Consider the following 20,856-nt stretch of genomic DNA (forward strand, 5'->3'; position numbering starts at 1 on the left):
TAGTTAAGATATAAATACAGTTATGAAAAGAACATTCCAACCTTCGCAAAGAAAGAGAAGAAACAAACACGGCTTCCGCGAAAGAATGGCTACAGCAAACGGTAGAAGAGTATTAGCTTCTCGTCGTGCAAAAGGAAGAAGTAAATTATCAGTTTCTGACGAACGTCGTCACAAAGCATAATTTTGATTGCAACACCCTAAGTGTTAGCAGATCAGAAATCTGCAAATTTGCAATCAAAAACATGAAAACATTTACTAAAGAAGAACGGTTATGTAGCAGAAAGTCTTTGGACTTGCTGTTTAAGAACGGTTCTTCTTTTTTATTATATCCCTTCCGAATATCCTATCTTTATGCACCTGAAAGTTTAGCTGTGCCGGTGCAGGTAGTGATCAACGTTCCTAAAAAACGTTATAAGCGTGCTGTAGACCGCAATTTGCTGAAACGCCGTACGCGTGAAGCTTACAGGCTGCATAAACAAGAACATCTTTACGAGTTGCTTAAACCTACTGATCAGGTTTTACTCCTCTCCATACAATATATCGGGAAGCAAAAGTACGAATTCGACTTTATGGAGAAAAAGATGCTAAATGTGTTTAAAAAACTCGCTGTCAACCTTTCTACCCATGAAACTGCTTAAAGAAATATTGGGCTGGTTTTTCCTGCTGCTCATTAAACTATACCAATTATTGATTTCTCCTCTTTTAGGTTCTAATTGCAGGTATACACCCACTTGTTCTCAATATGGAGTGGAGGCTATCACTAAATATGGACCTTTTAAAGGCCTGTGGTTAACGCTAAAAAGAATAGGCAGATGTCATCCTTGGGGTAAACATGGTCATGATCCTGTGCCATAAACTTAAAATCTGCTATATTTGCATCAATGGCTCATATACTTCAAATTGAAACTGCAACACAGACCTGTTCTGTAGCCCTTGCGGTTAATGGTGTTAACGTTGCTTTGAAAGAAGAAACGGCCACTAACATACATGCGGGAAGCTTAACTTTATTTATAGAAGCAGTGATGAAACAAGCATCGCTTAGTTTTCAACAACTGGATGCTGTAGCGGTAAGCATGGGGCCTGGCTCTTATACCGGTTTAAGGATAGGTGTGAGTACTGCTAAAGGACTTTGTTATGCTTTGGATAAACCATTGATTGCTGTAAATACGCTGGCCATGATGGCTAATGGTTTTCTAATGGCTAATCCTTCTTACCAAGGCTTAATCTGCCCAATGATTGATGCACGACGGATGGAAGTTTATACAAGTCTCTTTAATCAACAAATGGAAACTCTGGCACCTGTTACGGCCAAGATTATTGAGGAAGATTCTTTTAAGGAGGAATTGCAAAACAATGAAATATCATTTATTGGTGATGGCGCATTAAAATGCAGCGAAATTTTACAGCATCCTCATGCTGTGTTTTCAGGCTCCATTTATAACTCTGCCGCAAATATGGCTCAGCTTGCTCATGCTGCTTTTCTGGCAGAAAACTTTGTAGACGTCGCTTACTTCGAACCTTATTACCTGAAAGATTTTATGTTTACTACCCCTAAAAAGAAGGTATAGTATCCAGTGTCATTTCCACTTTTTTACTCAATAGTAAATTGCTTTGAAACCTTTGTCCGTCACCACTGAGTTGATAAATAAAACTATCAAATTTACCTAGTTTGTTTTCATCTTGGTACAATTTTAAATAGGTCGGATAGAGATTGCTTTTGGCAATGTTTGCTGAGTTTTCCCTGTTGATATAACAGATGATATTGGATTGATCTGCTAATTGATTTTTAGCATCGGTATAGTTTTTTTGATTGATCAGCTGGCGGTTGTTTCTATAGTGATTTAAAAATACGGTTATGCTGCTGGCATAGTTTGAAAATACCATGTAATTGTCAATGATGATATAGTAGGGCTTTTTAAACCTGGCGAAAGGTTCACCGAAATAAGCATACAGCAGATTTGGCTCTTTCAACATTTTAATTTCCCCGTTATAGTCTGAACTTACATCTAAGAGCAACTGGCGGAGTTTGTCGCCATTGCTGAGGTTAATAGCGCCAAGGTATTCCTTACTTCCTAGTTGAAAGGTGAGTAGCTCATTTTTAAAGTATTTAGGGAAAGTTCCTTCAAGGTCTAAATTATATTTGCTGTTGATGCGTTTAATGGTTTTTTCAATCTCTATATTTTCTTTTCTTGCAGTAAACCAGCTGACCAGACCACTGTGCCAGTTAGCATAATTATTCATTATATAAGCTGTAAAATTTGCAGTGCTTTCAGGTAAGATGGCATCTATAGTCACTTTGTTTGGTTCCATAGCGGCAAAAAGGTTCTGGTAACTATGCGGTTCGTTATTAGTGGCATTCCCATTAAATAGTACCCTTTCTTTGCTGAAACTGTAATTGTAATGAGCGAAAGTATTTTCGCGTTTAAAATTTTCTGGTGTTATTACCTGCTGTAAACCCTCAAGGTATCTATAATTGATGTAGATAGCGGCCAGGCTGTTTTTACTGAACTTGAAGTTAGCTTTAATGTAATCAATAAAATCTCTGTTATTTTTTTGTGCTGTTGCCTTTAGTCCTTCAGAAACTGCCTTAAAGGATTGTGATAGCAGCAAGAGCTTACCTTTGCTTGCAAAATAAAAAGTTGTACTGTCGTTAAGGCTGACCTTTGAGAAATCCGTAAGCTGCTCTATGCGCATTCCTTTTGCTTTGAGGAGATTTAGAATGACCTGTGGTTCTATGTTTGAGCTGGTTTGTGTACTGAGCAGGTAGGTAATTTCTTTGTTCTCTCCTGGTATAAAGCTCAGGTAGATATCTTGCTTGTTAAGTTGAGTATTAATTTCAGGGTTGCCCAGAAATTCACGTTGTAAAACCTGGAGCGATTGTAAGGTTTCCTCAGGCAGCAGGCTTTGTAAAAGATCCTGACTGCTGAGCAAGTCAAGCACACTTTTATCATTCTGAAAGCTAAAGATCAAGCCTGAGTTGGCAGTGGCGGCATATAAGCTGATCTCATTGTTATTGGTATCGCGGTTTAATTTTGAAAAATAAAGATAGGACAGCGTAACCAGTACTGCGAGCAGGATAAATATAGTGAAGTAAATTCTTTTCATGGTGTCTGGCAAATTTAATTTATATACTTGTATTACTATTAAAATGGGTTCATTTTGTTACTTTTAGCATTTACTGAAATTTTCAGGTGCCCCTGCTGCCCAAATTAAGGAGCTTGCCCAGGTAGGACAACATCATTAGGGCAGCATACAAAGGGTATAAGCTAAAGGTAGAGCAAATAGGCTAATGACAAGTTAATAACGTTGAAAAGCGAATTATAAATCAAGGAAAAACAATTACATGAATAAAAGAATAATATTAACGGCTTCTTTTTTTGGTGCGCTTGCTGTTGTGTTAGGTGCGTTTGGTGCACATAGCTTAAAAAGTGCAGTTGGTACAGATGCCCTCGCCATATGGGCTAAGGGGGTAGAATATCAATTTTACCATGTATTTGCGCTCTTGTTTCTTTCTACCTTTGCAAGGTTCAGAAATAAACTGGTAGACTGGTCGTATTACTTTTTTACTGCCGGAATCATATTTTTCTCTGGCTCTTTATATTTGTTAGCGACCAGGGAATTGCTAAACATAAATTTTGTTAATTATATAGGTCCCATAACACCAATAGGAGGTTTGTTTTTTATTGCAGGCTGGATATTGTTGTTTTTTGCAGCACTAAGACATAAATAATGCAGGAATTGGTAGGTATAGATTTTGAGGAGCGGGAGACTTTATTTATAGAAGTTATTTTGCCCTTATCGCTGGCAAAAAATTACCTCTATAGAATACCTTATCACCTCAATGAACAAGTGGCTATTGGTAAACGGGTAATTGTTCAATTTGGAAAGAATAAAATTTATACCGCATTAATAAAATCCATTAGCACTACTGCACCTGCTGTTTATGAAGCCAAATATATCATAGACGTGGTAGACCAGGTGCCTGTGGTGAATGCGATGCAGTTAAAATTCTGGGAATGGATGACGGACTACTATGTCTGCAATGAAGGGGAAGTGATGGCTGCGGCACTACCCGCCGGTTTGAAATTAGCCAGTGAAACCATTATTGTTTTCAATGAGTCGCAGACAGGAGAAGACATTCCTTTAACGGATAGGGAGACCACACTATTAAATGTTTTGGCGACTAAAAAACGTTTATCCATTGATGACATCGTTAAACTTTTAGGGCAGAAAACGGTATTTCCCATCATCAGGTCACTGATAGATAAAGAGATGGTTTATATAGCTGAAGAAGTCGTTGAAAAGTATAAACCCCTGCTCAAATCTTTCCTTGCTTTAAATATCTTTTACCATGAGGAGGAGAATTTAAAAGCGCTGTTTGGGATTCTTGAAAAGGCACCCAAACAACTCGATGCACTGATGGCTTTTCTAAACCTCTCAAAAAATGCACCTGAAGTTTCCAAACAAGAAGTTTTAGCGCTGAGTAATGCAGGTCAGGGTGCTGTAAAGGCCATGATTGATAAAGAAATATTTGTTGTTAAAAAGAAAGCCGTTAGTCGTCTCCATGATGATGTTGATGACCTTATACTTAATTTTAAGTTGAGTGAGGCACAAGCTACCGCCTATGCTCAAATCAACGAAATATTGACAAGCAAAGAAGTGGTGCTTTTACATGGCATTACTGCCTCAGGAAAAACACAGATTTATATTAAGTTAATAGAAGCAGCAATAGCTCAAGGTGGACAGGCGCTTTTCCTGCTACCCGAAATCGCTTTAACTACGCAGATTGTTGAGCGCATTAAGAAATATTTTGGTGATGCCATTGGTGTATACCATTCCAAGTTTAATGATTTTGAAAGAGTAGAGATTTGGAATAAAGTATTAAATGGCACTTATAAAATAGTATTGGGCGCCCGTTCGGCTATATTTCTCCCTTTTAATGATTTAAAGTTTATCATTGTTGATGAAGAACATGAGTCGTCTTATAAACAGCAAGATCCCTCGCCACGTTACCAGGCCCGTGATGCCGCTGTTTACCTGGCCTACCAGCACAAGGCAAAAATTGTTTTGGGCTCGGCAACACCGTCTATAGAAAGTTATTATAATGCTTTAAATAACAAATACGGGCTTGTTACTTTGTCAGAACGTTTTGGTGGGGTACAATTGCCAACCCATGAGGTCATCAGCATTGCCGAAGAAACGAAAAGAAAAAAGATGGTGTCTTATTTTTCGAGCACCCTGATTGATGATATCACTACATCCCTTGCAAATGAGGAACAAGTAATTCTATTCCAAAACCGACGTGGCTATGCCACCATTTTAATTTGCGCTACCTGTGGTTTTACGCCTAAATGTGTAAACTGCGATGTGAGTTTAACCTTTCACAAAAGTAGTGGGCAGCTTCATTGTCATTATTGCGGGTTTCACGAACACCCCTTAAAGATATGCCCTGCTTGCGGATCAGTGCATATTGAGCAAAAAGGCTTCGGTACAGAAAGGGTGGAGGAAGAGTTGAGCCTTATTTTTCCGGAGGCAAAGATTGCCAGGCTCGATGTGGACAGCACACGCACCAAGAATAGCCTGCAGCGGATTATGGCAGATTTTCAGGATAAAAAGACCAATATATTGATAGGCACCCAAATGGTGGCCAAAGGGTTAGACTTTGATAACGTTACTTTAATAGGGGTGATCAATGCAGATACCTTATTAAACTTCCCAGATTTCAGGGCTTTTGAACGTAGCTATCAATTACTGGCACAGGTATCAGGCCGGGCTGGTCGTCGTGAAAAACAGGGTAAGGTGTGTATTCAGGCCTATGATGACAAACACCGCATCATTAAACAGGTGGTAGATAATAATTATATAGAAATGTATAATGACGAAATTGCCGAGCGTAGCCAATTTAATTACCCTCCGTTTTCAAGACTTATCTTTATCAGCATTCGCCATAAAGACCCAGATGTGATCAATGCTGCATCTCTGCATTTTGCCAATACGCTCAAATCACGTTTGGGCCCCCGTGTTTTAGGTCCTGAGCAGCCTATGGTATCGCGAATCAGGAACTATTATATCCGTCAGATCATCATTAAATCAGACAAACATACTGCCATACATAAGGTTAAAGCTTTATTGAAAAGTGAGATTACTAAGTTTTATGCGGAGAAAGTTTTTAAAGGGGTATTGATACAACTGGATGTTGATCCTTATTAAGGCTTCCTTTTTCTGTAACGATTAAAGCGTGTAAAAATTAAAATAGTTCTTCAACATTATCTTAAATTTATAAAGGTTGATCTTGTGGAGGTTATCCAAAATTTAAATTATTAAATCACTTTCATAGCGCTGAATAAATTCAAACTGTTATTTTTGAATACATGGCATACAAATTTGTAGACAATTACCGGGAAAGAGGAGCGAGGAAAAAATTAGTAGAGCATTTGAAGTCAAGAGGCATATCAGATCTGAAGGTGCTGGAGGCTATTGGCAAAGTGCCAAGGCATTTTTTCTTCGATGAAACTTTCTGGAATCAGGCCTATAGAGATATTGCTTTTCCTATTGGTGATGGACAAACGATATCCCAACCTTATACTGTTGCCTATCAAACAGAATTGATGCACCTTAAAAAAGGGGATAAAGTTTTAGAAATTGGCACAGGGTCTGGTTACCAAACCTGCATTCTCAAAGAACTTGGTGCGGATGTGTATACTATAGAACGACAAGAAAGTATTTATAAGCATACCATTAAGGTTTTACCAGGCATGGGCTATGCTGCCAACTTCTTCTTTGGCGATGGCTCTATGGGTATTCCCGAGTATGCGCCCTATGACAAAATTATTGTAACTGCAGGTGCACCCTTTGTTCCAGAAGCGTTGCTGAAACAATTGAAAATTGGAGGTGTTTTGGTTATTCCTGTAGGTGATGCACACTCCCAGAAAATGGTTACCGTTTTTAGGGTAAGCGAAAAAGACTATGAAAAAATAGAACTGGACACCTTTAGGTTTGTACCCCTTGTGGGAGACCAGGCCTGGTAATTAATTTTTCATGGCCCGGTCTAATTCTCTTTTTGATTCTCTGTCCTTGATGCTATCGCGTTTATCAAATTCTTTTTTACCCTGTGCCAATGCAATTTCTATTTTGGCAAATCCTCTTTCATTGGTATAGATTCTTAATGGAACAATAGTATACCCCTTTTCTTCACTTTTTGCTTTCAACTTTCTCAGTTCCTTTTTGTGTAACAACAAAACCCTGTCTCTTTTGATGTCATGGTGATAAAAGGAACTATTACTGTATTCGGAGATGTGTAAATTTCTCACATAGAGTACATTGCCAATAAACATGCAGAAAGCATCAGACATGTTTGATTTTCCCTGGCGAATGGCTTTGATTTCTGTTCCTAATAAAGCAATACCAGCATTGAATTTTTCAACAATGTGGTAATCGAAATAGGCTCTTTTATTTTTTATTTGAACGTCGTTTTTCATTCGTATCTTATTGTGTATTTAATAGTAATGAATCTCTCATGAATTTCATTACCTATAGCAGTTCATAACGGGCTAATATCCGAAAGAAATGCGGGTTAACGGTAATTATTATCTTATATTTCCATAAAGGTCAATTTACCTGACGATAAGGACTGGAATTTTAACTTTATGTCTTACTGAATCTAAAGTCGTTCCAAAAATTAAATCTTTAATTCCTTTATGACCATGAGCACCCATTACCAGCAGTTCCAGGTTATTTTCATTACTTATGGTGGCAATTGCTTTGGCCGTTCCTCCGAAACCAATCAATGGAATAACATGGTAGCCTAAGTTATGCAAGTCATTGCAATATTTTTGAAGATTACTGGTGTCACTTTGCGTTTCATAATCCATCGCTGATTGACCATGATATTGGGCTACTGCAGTTTCCACAACATGTATTAAAAAATATTCTGCACTTTTACCACCCTGAATTAAGCCGTGGCGAATGGTATTGCGGTCATTCTTGGAGAAATCTACCGTAATGCCAATCTTTGAATAATGAATGTTATTGATGTTTTCAATCTGCATCGCATCACCGTGTGGTACATCAAATTTCCTTATTTTCCTTGCGGTAACAATAGGGTGTATTAAAATATACAGCAGTAACAAGCCCACTAAAAACACAATAGGGAACACAATATAGTATACATACCAGGCATTGGCATTTGAACCCCAGGAGTTGATTTGTTCAATAACCAGCTTTACATTCAGTGTAACGATGACTAAAGCACTTGTCCACGCCAGAATTTTAACCCATGGTTTGATGGCAAATTCTTTCATTTCCTTTTTATCGGACGTAAAATGGATCAAGGGGATTACAGCAAAGCCCAGTTGTAAACTCAATACCACCTGACTCAAAATCAGTAGTCCACCTAATGCACTTTCTCCAAAATAAACGATGGTAAAAAACGCAGGGATGATAGCCAAAAGACGGGTAATTAACCTGCGTAGCCATGGCTCTATGCGTAAATTTAAATGGCCCTCCATGATAATCTGTCCTGCAAGGGTTCCTGTAACCGTAGAACTTTGTCCGGCAGCAATTAAAGCAATAGCAAATAACGTAGGTGCCACGCCACCAAAAATGTGTTCTAGCAGCTTGTGGGCATCGGCAATTTCTGCCACCTCATGTAAGCCATTTTTATAAAATGCTGCTGCAGCTAAAATTAATATGGCAGCATTCACAAAAAAAGCAAGATTTAAAGCTACTGCGGTATCAATAAAATTGAACTTTATTGCTTCTTTAATTCCTGCAGTATCTCTTTTAAATTTCCTGGTTTGCACAAGAGAGGAGTGCAGGTATAAATTATGAGGCATAACCGTTGCACCAATGATACCAATGGCGATATATAAGGCATCACCTGAAAGAATACTAGGTTCAAAACCTGCAGCTATTTCCTTGAGCGAAGGTTCTACAATGAACATCTCCACTAAAAAAGAGATGCCAACAATAAAAACCATGGACACAATAAAGGCTTCCATTTTTCGCATGCCTTTGTTCATTAGAAATAACAGAAGAAAGGTGTCTAGAATGGTTAAGCTAATACCCCATATTAAGGGAATATTGAAGAGTAATTGTAAACCGATGGCCATCCCAATGATTTCTGCAAGATCACAGGCAACAATAGCAGTCTGTGCAAGTACAAACAAGGGAATGTTCGCCCATTTTGGATAGCTATTTCTAGATGCTTGTGCCAGGTCTACTCCCCTGACAATACCTAACCTGGAACTCAATGATTGTAGCAAGAGGGCAATCAGGTTGGACATTAAAAGCACCCAAATGAGCTGGTAGCCGAATTTGCTGCCACCTGCTAAATCTGTAGCCCAATTTCCAGGGTCCATGTAACCCACGCTGACTAAATACGCCGGGCCAATAAAAGATAGAATTCTTTTCCAGCCACTTCGTTTGTTAGTTTCTATACTTTGGTTCACCTCGCTTAATGACTCAGCATATTTCATGTTGTCTTTATTTGAATTGATTTACTGATAACAGTTTATTTAAATTGCTGTTTGTGGTAAAAGTTATAATGGTTTCATTAAAATATGTTTCGCTACTTCTCTGCTGATACTTATCTTTTGTTTACCCAGGCGCAATTCTACAGAGCCATCAAAATCTGTAATGGCAAGGAGTTGTAGCGATGTTCCTAAGGTGAGATTTGTTTTTTCCAGGTATCTTAAAAAGGAGGAAGAGTGTTCACTGACACCAACAATCAGGCCATGTGCACCTTGTTGCAGCTGATTTAGTTTAACGACGGCGGAAGCTTCGAAATTTCCTGCTTTATCAGGAATAGGATCACCGTGAGGATCGTGCTTAGGATAGCCTAAAAATTCATCTAAGCGCTCAATCAATTTTGGTGAGTTGACATGCTCCAGCTCTTCGGCAATCTCATGAATCTCATCCCATTTAAAATCTAAGGTGTTGACCAAAAAAAATTCCCAAAGGCGGTGTCTTCGCACGATATTTATAGCTGTTGACTTTCCCTTTTCTGTTAGGGTAACACCTTTGTATTTAACATAGTTAACCAAATGCTTTTCTGCCAGTTTCTTTACCATGTCTGACACAGAAGCAGGCCTGGTTTGCATTCTTTCGGCAATGGCATTGGTTTGAACCATTCCTGAGTGAAGCCTGGAAATATGGTAGATAGTTTTAAGGTAATTTTCTTCTGTAAATGATTCCATTTATATCTGGCTAACTAAATGTTTAGACAAATCTAAATAAAAGCTGGTAAAATTTATTGTATTATTTAACCTGTTTTATAAAATATTATTTGGTGTATTAGTGCTTTTTGTTCTATCTTTGAATTAAATATAATATACAATGGCTGCAGAAATAGACAAAATAGATTTTAAAATCCTTAAACTTTTACAAGAAAACGGAAGAATAACCAACTTGCTATTGTCTCAGGAGATTGGACTATCACCAGCTCCAACGCTGGAACGTGTAAGAAAACTAGAATTATCTGGTTTCATTAAAAGCTACCATGCTTTAGTAGACGAAGAAAAACTGGGATTAGGTATCAAAACTTTTATACAAGTACAACTGGACTTTCATAAAAATAACACTATTCAAACTTTCCTTGATGAAGTAAATCAGATCAAAGAAATTACTGAATGTCACCATGTAACAGGACAGGCCGATTTTCTGCTTAAAGTATATGTCAATGACATTAAAGCTTATGAGCGGTTAATTATGGATAAAATCAGCAAGATTTCTGTGGTGAAGACTTTCCAGACCATGATGATCATGTCTACAACGAAGAAAGAACCTATTGTTCCTTTGGAGTATTAGTCTGAAATCTGCCAGTTGATTGGTGATAATCCATTTTCGGCGAGTTTTAAGTTAGTTCTAGAGAAGTGCCGGCATCCTAAAAAGCCCTGATACGCAGAAAAAGGGGAGGGGTGTGGGGCTTTTAAAATGGTATGCCTGGAATCATCTATTAATAAAGATTTATTCTGGGCATATTTTCCCCACAAAAGGAATACAATACCTTGTTTACGCTGTGATAATTCTGCCATCACCGTATCTGTAAATATCTCCCATCCTTTACCCTGGTGTGATCCTGGTTCCTTAGCCCTTACGGTGAGCGTTGCATTTAACAATAACACACCCTGATCTGCCCATTCTGTAAGGTTGCCATTTAAAGGCGTTTTAAAACCTTCAATATCAGTGCTCAGTTCTTTGTAAATGTTTTTTAGTGATGGTGGCAATTTTACACCCTTTTGCACAGAGAAGGATAAGCCATGTGCTTGCCCTGGTCCATGGTAAGGATCCTGCCCAAGGATCACGACCTTCACCTTGTCGAAAGGGGTATGCTGGAAAGCATTAAAAATATTTTTATTTTCCGGATAGATTTCGTGATGATTTTCTCTCTCCTCTTTTAAGAATACTTTTAAAGACTTCATATAGTCTTTATCGAATTCTTTTTCTAAAACATTCAGCCAGCTTGGTTCTAAAGTAACAGTCATCTTTATCTATTAAACGCTATTGGGCAACAAGCCGGTCGCCGTTATCATTTTAACAGGTTCCGTTGTCTGCTGTAATTAATTCTTAAATGCAGCAGGGCTGTTGGTAATATTTTTGCTGAAATTATCACATTAAATCTAATTATTAGTATTAAAACCCGATATTTGTTTAAAAAAATTTAAAGAAGAATATGTCAAACATCGTACGTCTAATTATAGGTTTTGCCATACTTGGAGCCTCCATTGCTTTAATGATTTTCGGCTTCTGGGGTTGGGGGATTTTAGCCTTACTCATCAGTATTTTAGTGATAGTAACCTATTTCTATAATGAAAACATGTTACTTGCCCAATGGTTTTTGCGTAAGGATAATATGCCAAAAGCAGAACAATTTCTAAAAAGAATCACCAATTATGAAAAACAATTGATCCGTGTTCAACATGGTTATTACCAATTGCTGATCGGTTTAATTGAATCCAGAAAGGCACCTATGCAATCAGAAAAGTATTTCAAAAAAGCATTGGCCTTAGGCATGCACATGGATCATAACATTGCCCTGGCAAAATTAAGTCTCGCAGGTATTGCAATGGGAAAAAGAAATAAACGGGAAGCGCAGTTGTATTTAACTGAAGCTAAAAAAGCAGATAAAAATAAACTGTTAGCCGATCAAATTAAACAGATGAAAGATCAGTTAGGTATGCTTGACAAACAACAGCAGATCAGATACAGGTAATAAGAAAAGTTTGAAATTGAAAAAAGGCTGTATTGTTGAGAAATGACACAGCCTTTTTTATGGAATTAACTCCTGAAAAATATACTAAAAATAAAAGCGCACACCTTACCTAAAGGTAATTTGCACCTAATAGTTTCCATAGCGTTCAGAGGGCATTGGTAGGGCCTTCGTAGGGCCTACCTATATCGATTGATATCTGAAGGCCCTGTTAATGCCCTATAAATAATTGCTCAACGAATAGGTAATTATTACTAATCGTTAAGGTGCCTTAAAACCATTTTTTATTTATCGCATAGCCTGTCGAAGTTTTCATCTTCTGTGGCACGGCCTGCTCTGCTGATGATGTCATCCTGAACGCTGCTATTATTGCGGTTAAAGAAGTGTTGTTCTGCTTGGATCCTGTTGATCAACTTACGGATTAAAGATAAATCAAAGGAAGCTTTGTCAAGCTTTATGCAGTATTGATTTTCGGTAATTTCCAGACTTGTAATATCCATATTTATAGAGTTTTAAGCTGGTCTAAAATTAAAAAAGGCTCATGGTAATTTCTTACCATAAGCCTTAAATTTATGTTATGCTTTTGTTAAGCAAACCAAGCCATCACTTCTTCTTTACTTGGCATCAATAATTCCAGTTTCATTTTTTTACGCATGCCACCTAAATCATTAAACACTTTGTTTGGGTTGGCCGCTTTAAGCTCTTCAATAGTATTGATATTCATTTTTCTGATTACCTGTACCCAGTCTGCAGGAATACCTGCATTGACGAAATCTTCATCGCTGGTTACCTTTGCTTTTTTCTCCGGACGCATTTGCGGGAAGAACAACACTTCCTGAATAGTAGACTGGTTAGTCATGAGCATGACTAAGCGGTCAATACCGAAACCTAATCCTGAGGTAGGAGGCATACCATATTCCAACGCACGGATAAAGTCTTCATCCATTGCCATGGCTTCACTGTCACCTCTTTCGGCCAGTTTCAATTGGTCTATAAATCTTTCTTTTTGATCAATAGGGTCATTCAATTCAGAATAGGCATTACCAATCTCCTTACCACAAACAAACAATTCAAATCTTTCCACCAAACCTTCTTTGCTGCGGTGTTTCTTTGCCAGCGGCGTCATTTCAATAGGGTAATCTGTGATATAAGTAGGTTGAATCAAATTAGCTTCTACTTTCTCGCTAAAGATTTCATCAACCAGTTTACCACGGCCCATAGAAGAATCAATTTCAATATTTAAGCTTTTGCAGGTTTCCTGCAATTGCAATTCGGTCATTTCTGAAACGTCAATGCCAGTGTATTTCTGGATGGACTCATACATAGAAAGTTTTTCATAAGGACCAGCAAAGTTGATGTCATGTTCACCATATTTAACTACTGCTGTACCATGAATTGCCACTGCAATTTTTTCAAGGCATTCTTCTACCATTGCCATCATCCAGATATAATCTTTATAAGCAACGTAAATCTCCATAGAAGTGTACTCCGGATTATGCGTACGGTCCATACCTTCATTTCTGAACATCTTTCCGAACTCATATACGCCGTCAAAGCCAGCAACGATCAGCCTTTTTAGGTAAAGCTCATTGGCAATACGCAGGTACAAAGGCATATCCAGTGTATTGTGGTGAGTAGTAAAAGGACGTGCTGCAGCACCACCATGAATAGGCTGAAGGATTGGTGTTTCCACTTCCATCCATCCCTGCTCATCGAAATAATTACGCATGGTGTTGATGACCTTGGAACGGTTCATGAAGATTTTTTTGTAATCCGGATTTACAGTTAAATCAACATAACGCTGGCGGTAACGCATTTCCGGATCAGTAAATCCATCATAAATATGCCCGTCATCATCGCGTTTAACCACTGGAAGTGGTTTTAAAGATTTCGAAAGCAGCTTGAATTCTGTAACGTGCAATGAAATTTCTCCTGTTTGCGTGGTGAACATATAGCCTTTAACACCAATATAGTCGCCTAAGTCAAGGAGTTTCTTAAATACTGTATTATATAATGTTTTATCCTCATCAGGACAAAGGTCATCTCTTTTTAAATAAAGTTGTATTCTTCCTGTTGCATCCTGAAGCTCCACAAAGGAAGCACTACCCATAATTCTACGGCTCATGATGCGGCCAGCAAGACTAATATTCTTATAAGAAGTTTTATCTCTTTCGTAATTCTCTAATATGTCAGCGGCGTGTGCAGTAACTTCATAAGTTTCTGCCGGATAAGGGTTGATGCCTAAGTCACGTAATTGTGTAAGCGCATTTCTACGCAATACTTCTTGTTCTGATAATCCTGTACTCATATAAATAGATATCTTTAGCCTAAGCCAGATCTTGTGTTTTTTAGAATTGTAAAAATAGCAATTGCGATTGATTTTTAATCTGCTTCAACAGATTCTTTATACATTGCATTGATGCTTTCTGCATATTTTTGCTCTACTACTTTCCGTTTAACTTTAAGTGTAGGCGTAATCTCACCTTCTTCCATGCTGAAAGGTGTTCTTTTTACTTTAAAATTCTTGATTCTTTCAAACTTGGCAAGGTCATTTCCTAATTTTCTAATATCCTGTGCAATCCAGCTGATCATTTCCTTGTCTTCAATAAATATCTCCGGTTGAAGGAAAAAAGACTCATCCAGGTTAAAGTTCTCTTTTAAACTATCTGCATTGGGAATGATGATTGCTGTAAGGTATTCTCTTTTGTCTCCGATTAGAAATACCTGTTCGATTTTAAGACTTTTCAAATAAATATTCTCTATAGGAGTAGGGTAAACATTTTTACCATAGGCAGTTACGATCATATTTTTGATGCGATCTGTAATCTGCAAGTTTCCCTGGTAAAAGCGGCCTATGTCGCCCGTATGAAACCAATTATTTTTATCGATTACAGCAGCTGTTTCTGCAGGTTTATTAAAGTAACCCTGCATTACGCAATGTCCACGAACGATGACTTCACCTTCTTCACTTTGAAAATTTTCAAGAAAGGTATCATGAGTCTGTATTGTGATCATTTCTTTGGTATCAACATTTTGAATCGCAACCTCAATACCAGGTATCACTCTTCCTACGGTACCGTACACCTGTCGGTCATATTCGGTTACAGACATTACGGGAGAGGTTTCGGTTAAGCCAAAACCTTCTAGAATTTTGATACCTAAGTTACCAAAAAACTCACCTACATTTTTAGGAAGGGCTGCACCGCCGGAGATCATAAACTTTAACCTGCCACCGGTTTTTTCTTTAATTTTGCTGAATACAAGTTTCTCAGCGATCATTTTTTGTGCAGTTAGCACTAAGCCTGGGTTTTTGCCTGCTTCTTTCTTGCGACGGTAGTTTTGTCCGGTTTCTAGCGACCATAAAAATATTTTGGCTTTCAAACCTCCATCTGCCGTGCCGCTTTTGATGGCCTTATCATGAATTCTTTCTAGCAATCGGGGCACACAGCTCATCACTGTAGGTTTAATTTCCTCCATGTTTTTAACTAAAAGTTCCAGGCTTTGTGCATAGCCTATTTTGCAACCCTGGGCGCAGCAAACATGGTAGCATGCTGTACGTTCAAAAACGTGTGACAAGGGAAGGAAGGATAAAAAAACATCGGTTTTATCAATTACATAGATTTGCTGCAAACAAACCTTTACATTTTCAACGAAATTGCCATGAGAAAGCATCACACCTTTCGGTGTACCAGTAGTACCAGACGTATAGATTAACGAGGAAGTATCAGTGGGGCGAAGCGCAAGCCTTATCGCTTCTATCTGGCTCTTTTCTGCAGCTGTAATTACTTCTTTTGTTTGAAGGATGGCTTGCAAGGGTATAATTTCTAAAGTGTTGTCTTCTGGTACTTTCACTTTAATATATTCCGGAAAAGCAGGAATAAGATATTTGAGTTCTCTGCAGTTATCTGCAACTTTTAGTATTTTTTTATAAAGGAAGGTATTACCTACAAGAATGGCCTTAATTCCAGAATCGTTGATGATATATTCTACTTCTTGTTCAGAAAGGGTAGGGTAAATGGAAACGTTAATGGCACCAATCTGTTGAATACCCTGGTCATAATAAACATACTGCGGGGAGTTTTCAATCATTAAGCCCATTCGATCACCTTTAGCAATGCCTTTTTCAAGAAAAAAGGCTGAAATTGCATCGGCACGTTCCAGTGTTTTTCCAAAAGATATCTCTTCCCATTCTGCATTCTTTTTATGAATCAGGAAAGTTTCTTCAGGTGGGTGAATATTCGCTACTACATTTCTCAGTAAACTTGGAACAGTAGAGAACTCATTAAATGATACCATAATGTGTGTTGTTGTTTTACTTGCGGGGGCAATGATAAACTTTTACATTTAAAAAAGCAAAAGGGCACTAAAAGTGCCCTTTACAAATATAACAAAAATGTTCTTTAAACAGAAAAACTCTCTCCACAGCCACATGATCGGCTGGCATTTGGGTTATGGAAATTAAAACCCTTACCATTTAATCCATCAGAAAAGTCAAGTTCAGTACCTGCGAGATATAAGAATGACTTCATATCTAAAGCAATTCTAATTCCTTGATCTTCAAAAAACTGGTCTCCGGTTTTCTCTTCGTTATCAAAATCTAAGTTGTATGATAAACCTGAACAGCCACCTCCTTTTACCGATACGCGAAGAAAATAATCAGCACCCATCTGCGAATCTTGCATTAAATGATCTATTTTGCTTTTTGCTTTTTCCGTAATTGTGATCATCGTTTCTAAAATTTAATCAATACTTATACTAACCTTAAAGGCTAGTGGTGAGATTTAGCTAATTCAAAAGGTGCTAAACCATTTTTAACTCTGTAATCGTTGATGGCAGATTTAATTGCATCTTCTGCTAATACAGAACAGTGGATTTTTACCGGTGGTAAAGCCAATTCTTCAACGATATCCATATTATCTATGGCTAATGCTTCGTCAACTGTTTTACCTTTTAACCACTCTGTAGCTAGTGAAGAGGAAGCAATTGCAGAACCACAACCAAAGGTTTTGAACTTCGCATCAGTGATGATGTTATTTTCGTCAACTTCAATTTGTAAACGCATTACGTCTCCACATTCTGGTGCGCCAACCAAACCTGTACCAACTGATTTACTATCTTTATTTAAAGTACCAACATTGCGGGGGTTGGTATAATGTTCCATTACTTTTTCTGAATATGCCATTTTATTGTCCTCCAGGCGTTAAGCCTATTTAAAACTTTTTATATTATTTAATTGAGGGAAGCTTAGTGCTCAGCCCATTCAATTTTACTTAAATCAATACCTTCTTTAAACATTTCCCATAGTGGAGATAAATCTCTTAAATGGTTTACTGCTTTTTTAGTGTTTTCAATTGCATAATCAATTTCTTCCTCGGTAGTGAAACGACCTAATCCAAAACGGATAGAAGAGTGTGCTAAATCGTCAGAAAGACCTAAGCTTTTTAATACGTAGGAAGGTTCTAAAGACGCTGACGTACAAGCAGAACCTGAAGATACAGCAAGATCTTTCATCGCCATCATTAAGCCTTCACCTTCAACATATTTGAAAGAGATATTAGCTACGTGTGGTAAACGATGTTCTGTATTACCATTAACATAACTTTCTTCCATTTGTGTTAATGAACCTTCTAATTTATCTCTTAATGCAGATAAACGGGCAGCTTCCTGATCCATTTCAAGGCGGCACAGTTCACATGCTTTACCTAAACCTACAATTCCTGGAACGTTAAGTGTTCCAGAACGCATGCCACGTTCATGACCACCGCCATCCATTTGTGCAGTAACTTTAACCCTTGGGTTTTTACGTCTTACATATAAAACGCCTACGCCTTTAGGGCCATACATTTTATGTGCAGAAAATGCCATTAAATCAATGCCGTCAGCATTTACATCAACAGGAATTTTTCCTACCGCTTGCGTAGCATCAGTCATAAATAAAGCACCATGCTGATGTGCAATAGCAGAAATTTCTTTTATAGGTTGTACAACACCGATTTCATTGTTACCGTACATGATGGTCACCAAAATGGTTTCCGGAGTCATGGCAGCTTCTAATTCTTGTAAATCAATTAAACCATCAGCTTTTACTTTCAGGTAAGTAACTTTAGCACCTAATTTTTCAAGGTGTTTACAAGTATCTAATACTGCTTTATGTTCTGTAGTAGCGGTAATAATATGGTTGCCTTTTTCCTTGTACATTTCAAAAACACCTTTAATACCAAGGTTATCCGCTTCAGTAGCGCCAGAAGTAAAGATGATTTCTTTTTCAGTACAACCGATTAATTTGCCCACTTGCTCACGTGCATAATCAACGGCTTCTTCAGCAACCCAGCCAAATGCGTGGTTACGGCTGGCAGCATTACCAAATTTGTTAGTGAAATAAGGCAGCATGGCCTCTAAAACCCTTGGGTCCAGGGGCGTTGTTGCGTTATTATCTAGGTAAATAGGAAGTTCCATGTTATTTTAAATTATTCTTAATACACAAAGATACGCAAAAAGATTACCAACAATTATAAATAATAACTATGAAACTATAGTCGAAACATGCATTTTTACATTTAAATAACCTTTCAGGATGATGAATAAAATAGAACATATAGGCATAGCTGTCCATAACCTGGACCAGGCTTGTGATATATATGAGAAATTGTTGGGTGTTGGTTCTTATAAAACCGAAGAAGTAGGCAGTGAATGTGTAACAACAGCGTTTTTTAAAACAGGTGACAATAAAATAGAATTGTTGCAAGCAACTGATGAAGATAGCGCCATAGCAAAGTTTCTGGCAAAAAAAGGGGAGGGTATCCATCATATCGCTTTTGAAGTAACCGATATTTACGCAGAAATGAAACGCTTAAGCGATGAAGGATTTCAAGTGCTCAATGAAAAACCTAAGAAAGGTGCGGACAATAAATTAGTGTGTTTTGTTCATCCAAAAGGCACTAATGGCGTATTAATAGAATTGTGCCAGGAAATAAAACTTTTGTAACTGGCTCATTTAAAGCTGAAAAATTGTTTATGTACGAGGAAAATGCAATTAGACCTATAATTTTCGGGTTTATGCTTGCTTAACAGAAATAAAATTCGGATATTTGCAACCTTAAAAATAAGAGACACGTAAGTTATAATTATAATCATAATATGAAAAAAGATCTGCATCCATCGAACTATAGATTTGTTGTATTCAAAGATATGTCTAACGAATATTCTTTTTTAACTAAATCCTGTGTAGATACTAAAGAAACTACCACTTGGGAAGATGGAAATGAATATCCTCTATATAAATTAGAGATCTCACATACTTCTCACCCGTTTTATACTGGTAAAATGAAATTGGTAGATACTGCTGGCCGTATTGACAAGTTTAAAACTCGTTACGCTAAAAAGTAATTCTGCAAATAAAGAAATTATTTTAAGTCCCGATGCTTTAGCGTCGGGACTTTTTTTATTTTTGTTGCTTATGAAGATCAATTTATTTGATGACGCCGCATGGTTATCCCTTCGGCCCCTTACTTTTACCAGACCTGTTGCTGACCTTCGGGTAGGTATTTTAACGATTTCAGAAAAATGGGCTTTATGGTTAAAGGCTGAAACAGGCTTTTCTACCATTCCTTACCTTGAGCTAAAATTTAAGCCTCAGCCAGCTGCGCTACTTTTTATAAATGGTTCTATTTGCCCTGACGAAGCCCTTGTGGAGTCTATACTAGCACTAAAACCAGGCGAGTGCCTTAAAAAAGGAACTTTGTTAATTGCTTACCTAGGTAAAGATGCTGCTCCCTTTGATGCTGCTACTGCTGATGGTTTTTTGATGAAAGCTTATACCGGCGATTTTAAGCGGCTATTATACCCTGAAGATATTTTCAAAAATAATGATGTAGAATTAAGGAAAGATTTTAAATTATTAACGCAGGGTAGACAATCTGCTGTGATCAGTCATACCAATACGTTATTGGGAGATGATATTTTTCTTGAGGAAGGAGCAAAAGTTGAATGCTCAACCTTGAATAGTTTAACTGGACCCATCTATATCGGTAAGAATGCAGAAATATGGGAAGGGAGCCATATTCGTGGCTCTTTTGCCTTGTGTGATAACTCTCAGGTTAAAATGGGAGCAAAAATTTACGGACAAACGACTATTGGTCCTTACTGTAGGGTTGGTGGCGAAATTAATAATGCCGTAATTTGGGGCTATTCTTCAAAGGGGCATGAAGGTTATTTAGGAAATGCAGTTATTGGACAGTGGTGCAATATTGGTGCAGATTCAAATAACTCAAATTTGAAAAATAATTACGCAGAAGTTAAACTTTGGGATTATGCCAAAGAAGCTTTTCGGAAGACGGGTTTGCAGTTTTGCGGGTTAATCATGGCAGACCATGCCAAGTGTGGCATCAATACCATGTTTAATACCGGAACGGTGGCCGGTGTGAGTGCTAATATATTTGGCGCTGGCTTTCCGAGAAATTTTGTTCCGGATTTTGCCTGGGGTGGGGCGCAAGGTTATGAAACCTATACACTCCAGAAAATGTTTGACACTGCAGAAAAAGTATATGAAAGAAGAGCTGTTCCATTTGATCAGCTGGAGAAAGATATTTTAACGAAAGTTTTTGAATTAACGCGACCACACAGACGCTTTTAGGAAGATACAGTATAAA

At 37.7% G+C, this 20,856-nt stretch carries 23 protein-coding genes; 12 read left to right on the top strand and 11 right to left on the bottom strand.

Annotated features, from left to right (window positions below; genetic code table 11):
* Positions 1 to 22 precede the first annotated feature (22 nt).
* From rpmH to tsaB, 4 genes are all read left to right on the top strand, one after another.
* Positions 23 to 181 carry a 50S ribosomal protein L34 gene (gene rpmH / locus ACR2F7_RS16870; RefSeq protein ID WP_073232865.1) on the top strand — a complete coding sequence of 53 codons (159 nt, stop codon included), beginning with the start codon at positions 23 to 25 and terminating at the stop codon, positions 179 to 181.
* Positions 182 to 242: 61 nt separating this feature from the next.
* Positions 243 to 638, top strand: coding sequence for a ribonuclease P protein component (gene rnpA / locus ACR2F7_RS16875; RefSeq protein ID WP_432714704.1), 396 nt, complete (start codon positions 243 to 245; stop codon positions 636 to 638).
* Positions 625 to 855, top strand: a complete 231-nt coding sequence (gene yidD / locus ACR2F7_RS16880; protein ID WP_432714705.1) for a membrane protein insertion efficiency factor YidD — start codon at positions 625 to 627, stop codon at positions 853 to 855. Before rnpA ends, yidD begins: the two co-directional genes overlap by 14 nt.
* A gap of 26 nt (positions 856 to 881) precedes the next feature.
* On the top strand, positions 882 to 1,568 hold the full coding sequence (gene tsaB / locus ACR2F7_RS16885) for a tRNA (adenosine(37)-N6)-threonylcarbamoyltransferase complex dimerization subunit type 1 TsaB (protein ID WP_432714706.1): 687 nt from the start codon (positions 882 to 884) through the stop codon (positions 1,566 to 1,568).
* On the opposite strand, the gene ACR2F7_RS16890 is transcribed toward tsaB, so the two are convergent.
* Complete coding sequence (locus ACR2F7_RS16890) at positions 1,552 to 3,105, bottom strand: hypothetical protein (protein WP_432714707.1); 1,554 nt, start codon at positions 3,103 to 3,105, stop codon at positions 1,552 to 1,554. The genes tsaB and ACR2F7_RS16890 overlap by 17 nt on opposite strands.
* Positions 3,106 to 3,343: 238 nt before the next feature.
* On the opposite strand from ACR2F7_RS16890, the gene ACR2F7_RS16895 reads away from it, so the two are divergent.
* From ACR2F7_RS16895 to ACR2F7_RS16905, 3 genes are all read left to right on the top strand, one after another.
* A complete protein-coding gene (locus ACR2F7_RS16895) occupies positions 3,344 to 3,730 on the top strand; it encodes a DUF423 domain-containing protein (protein WP_432714708.1) in 387 nt (128 codons plus the stop codon).
* On the top strand, positions 3,730 to 6,210 hold the full coding sequence (gene priA, locus ACR2F7_RS16900; RefSeq protein ID WP_432714709.1) for a replication restart helicase PriA: 2,481 nt from the start codon (positions 3,730 to 3,732) through the stop codon (positions 6,208 to 6,210). Before ACR2F7_RS16895 ends, priA begins: the two co-directional genes overlap by 1 nt.
* Positions 6,211 to 6,371: 161 nt before the next feature.
* The gene (locus ACR2F7_RS16905) at positions 6,372 to 7,028 is read left to right on the top strand and encodes a protein-L-isoaspartate(D-aspartate) O-methyltransferase (protein ID WP_432714710.1); all 657 of its coding nucleotides are present in this window, start codon (positions 6,372 to 6,374) and stop codon (positions 7,026 to 7,028) included.
* Here ACR2F7_RS16905 and smpB read toward each other — a convergent pair whose 3' ends face one another.
* From smpB to ACR2F7_RS16920, 3 genes are all read right to left on the bottom strand, one after another.
* Positions 7,029 to 7,478: an SsrA-binding protein SmpB gene (gene smpB, locus ACR2F7_RS16910; RefSeq protein WP_354331633.1), complete on the bottom strand. Its 450-nt coding sequence runs from the start codon at positions 7,476 to 7,478 to the stop codon at positions 7,029 to 7,031.
* Positions 7,479 to 7,613: 135 nt separating this feature from the next.
* Positions 7,614 to 9,476, bottom strand: coding sequence for an Nramp family divalent metal transporter (locus ACR2F7_RS16915; RefSeq protein ID WP_432714711.1), 1,863 nt, complete (start codon positions 9,474 to 9,476; stop codon positions 7,614 to 7,616).
* Positions 9,477 to 9,539: 63 nt separating this feature from the next.
* Positions 9,540 to 10,196: a metal-dependent transcriptional regulator gene (locus tag ACR2F7_RS16920; RefSeq protein WP_432714712.1), complete on the bottom strand. Its 657-nt coding sequence runs from the start codon at positions 10,194 to 10,196 to the stop codon at positions 9,540 to 9,542.
* A 139-nt stretch (positions 10,197 to 10,335) separates the two neighbouring features.
* On the opposite strand from ACR2F7_RS16920, the gene ACR2F7_RS16925 reads away from it, so the two are divergent.
* Positions 10,336 to 10,806 carry an Lrp/AsnC family transcriptional regulator gene (locus ACR2F7_RS16925; protein WP_432714713.1) on the top strand — a complete coding sequence of 157 codons (471 nt, stop codon included), beginning with the start codon at positions 10,336 to 10,338 and terminating at the stop codon, positions 10,804 to 10,806.
* Here the strand turns inward: ACR2F7_RS16925 and ung are convergent.
* Entirely contained in the window at positions 10,803 to 11,483 is a 681-nt protein-coding gene (ung, locus tag ACR2F7_RS16930; RefSeq protein WP_432714714.1) for a uracil-DNA glycosylase, read from the bottom strand. The genes ACR2F7_RS16925 and ung overlap by 4 nt on opposite strands.
* 188 nt (positions 11,484 to 11,671) lie before the next feature.
* Between ung and ACR2F7_RS16935 the strand changes: the two genes are divergently transcribed.
* The gene (locus ACR2F7_RS16935; protein WP_432714715.1) at positions 11,672 to 12,211 is read left to right on the top strand and encodes a DUF2892 domain-containing protein; all 540 of its coding nucleotides are present in this window, start codon (positions 11,672 to 11,674) and stop codon (positions 12,209 to 12,211) included.
* Between the two features lie 281 nt (positions 12,212 to 12,492).
* On the opposite strand, the gene ACR2F7_RS16940 is transcribed toward ACR2F7_RS16935, so the two are convergent.
* From ACR2F7_RS16940 to ACR2F7_RS16965, 6 genes are all read right to left on the bottom strand, one after another.
* Positions 12,493 to 12,708, bottom strand: a complete 216-nt coding sequence (locus ACR2F7_RS16940; RefSeq protein ID WP_432714716.1) for a hypothetical protein — start codon at positions 12,706 to 12,708, stop codon at positions 12,493 to 12,495.
* Between the two features lie 86 nt (positions 12,709 to 12,794).
* On the bottom strand, positions 12,795 to 14,516 hold the full coding sequence (lysS, locus tag ACR2F7_RS16945; RefSeq protein ID WP_432714717.1) for a lysine--tRNA ligase: 1,722 nt from the start codon (positions 14,514 to 14,516) through the stop codon (positions 12,795 to 12,797).
* 74 nt (positions 14,517 to 14,590) lie between these two features.
* The gene (locus tag ACR2F7_RS16950; RefSeq protein WP_432714718.1) at positions 14,591 to 16,504 is read right to left on the bottom strand and encodes an AMP-dependent synthetase/ligase; all 1,914 of its coding nucleotides are present in this window, start codon (positions 16,502 to 16,504) and stop codon (positions 14,591 to 14,593) included.
* 104 nt (positions 16,505 to 16,608) lie between these two features.
* Positions 16,609 to 16,935, bottom strand: coding sequence for a HesB/IscA family protein (locus ACR2F7_RS16955; protein WP_432714719.1), 327 nt, complete (start codon positions 16,933 to 16,935; stop codon positions 16,609 to 16,611).
* Positions 16,936 to 16,976: 41 nt separating this feature from the next.
* Entirely contained in the window at positions 16,977 to 17,390 is a 414-nt protein-coding gene (gene iscU / locus ACR2F7_RS16960; protein ID WP_432714720.1) for a Fe-S cluster assembly scaffold IscU, read from the bottom strand.
* Positions 17,391 to 17,452: 62 nt separating this feature from the next.
* The gene (locus tag ACR2F7_RS16965) at positions 17,453 to 18,664 is read right to left on the bottom strand and encodes an IscS subfamily cysteine desulfurase (RefSeq protein WP_432714721.1); all 1,212 of its coding nucleotides are present in this window, start codon (positions 18,662 to 18,664) and stop codon (positions 17,453 to 17,455) included.
* A gap of 118 nt (positions 18,665 to 18,782) precedes the next feature.
* On the opposite strand from ACR2F7_RS16965, the gene mce reads away from it, so the two are divergent.
* The 3 genes from mce (at position 18,783) to ACR2F7_RS16980 (ending at position 20,840) form a co-directional block, all read left to right on the top strand.
* Positions 18,783 to 19,193 carry a methylmalonyl-CoA epimerase gene (mce, locus tag ACR2F7_RS16970; protein WP_432714722.1) on the top strand — a complete coding sequence of 137 codons (411 nt, stop codon included), beginning with the start codon at positions 18,783 to 18,785 and terminating at the stop codon, positions 19,191 to 19,193.
* A gap of 152 nt (positions 19,194 to 19,345) precedes the next feature.
* Positions 19,346 to 19,594 (top strand): type B 50S ribosomal protein L31, encoded by a 249-nt coding sequence (locus tag ACR2F7_RS16975; RefSeq protein WP_196858660.1) that lies wholly within the window; start codon positions 19,346 to 19,348, stop codon positions 19,592 to 19,594.
* Positions 19,595 to 19,664: 70 nt separating this feature from the next.
* Positions 19,665 to 20,840: a GlmU family protein gene (locus tag ACR2F7_RS16980; protein WP_432714723.1), complete on the top strand. Its 1,176-nt coding sequence runs from the start codon at positions 19,665 to 19,667 to the stop codon at positions 20,838 to 20,840.
* The last annotated feature ends 16 nt before the right edge of the window (positions 20,841 to 20,856 follow it).

Source organism: Pedobacter sp., from assembly GCF_045628745.1.
In the GTDB taxonomy this organism is placed as follows: domain Bacteria; phylum Bacteroidota; class Bacteroidia; order Sphingobacteriales; family Sphingobacteriaceae; genus Pedobacter.